Origin of the sequence: Ensifer sp. ZNC0028 (assembly GCF_000799055.1) — a bacterium.
Classification (GTDB): domain Bacteria; phylum Pseudomonadota; class Alphaproteobacteria; order Rhizobiales; family Rhizobiaceae; genus Ensifer.
In genome coordinates this window covers 1-247 of the sequence record NZ_JTLA01000278.1, presented here as the reverse complement: position 1 = coordinate 247, position 247 = coordinate 1, and the positions used below count along the sequence as shown (strand labels likewise).

The 247-nt window shown below is 64.0% G+C and carries 1 protein-coding gene; it reads left to right on the top strand.

Annotation, left to right across the window (positions count from 1 at the left end; all coding sequences use genetic code 11):
• Nucleotides 1-247 (top strand): flagellin (locus L981_RS33000; RefSeq protein WP_043627260.1); only part of this gene is annotated, 247 nt, incomplete at both ends.

The window sequence follows — 247 nt, the reverse complement described above, 5'->3', positions numbered from 1 at the left end:
CGCTCGACATCACCAACATGACGACCGGCGCTCTGTCGCAGGCTCTGTCGGGTGTTGACTCGGTCCTGACGCAGATGACCGACGCAGCTGCCGACCTCGGTGCGCTCAACAGCCGTATCGACCTGCAGAAGGGCTTCGTCGAGAACCTCTCGGACTCGATCGAGAAGGGCGTTGGCCGCCTCGTCGACGCCGACATGAACGAGGAATCGACCCGCCTGAAGGCTCTGCAGACGCAGCAGCAGCTCGG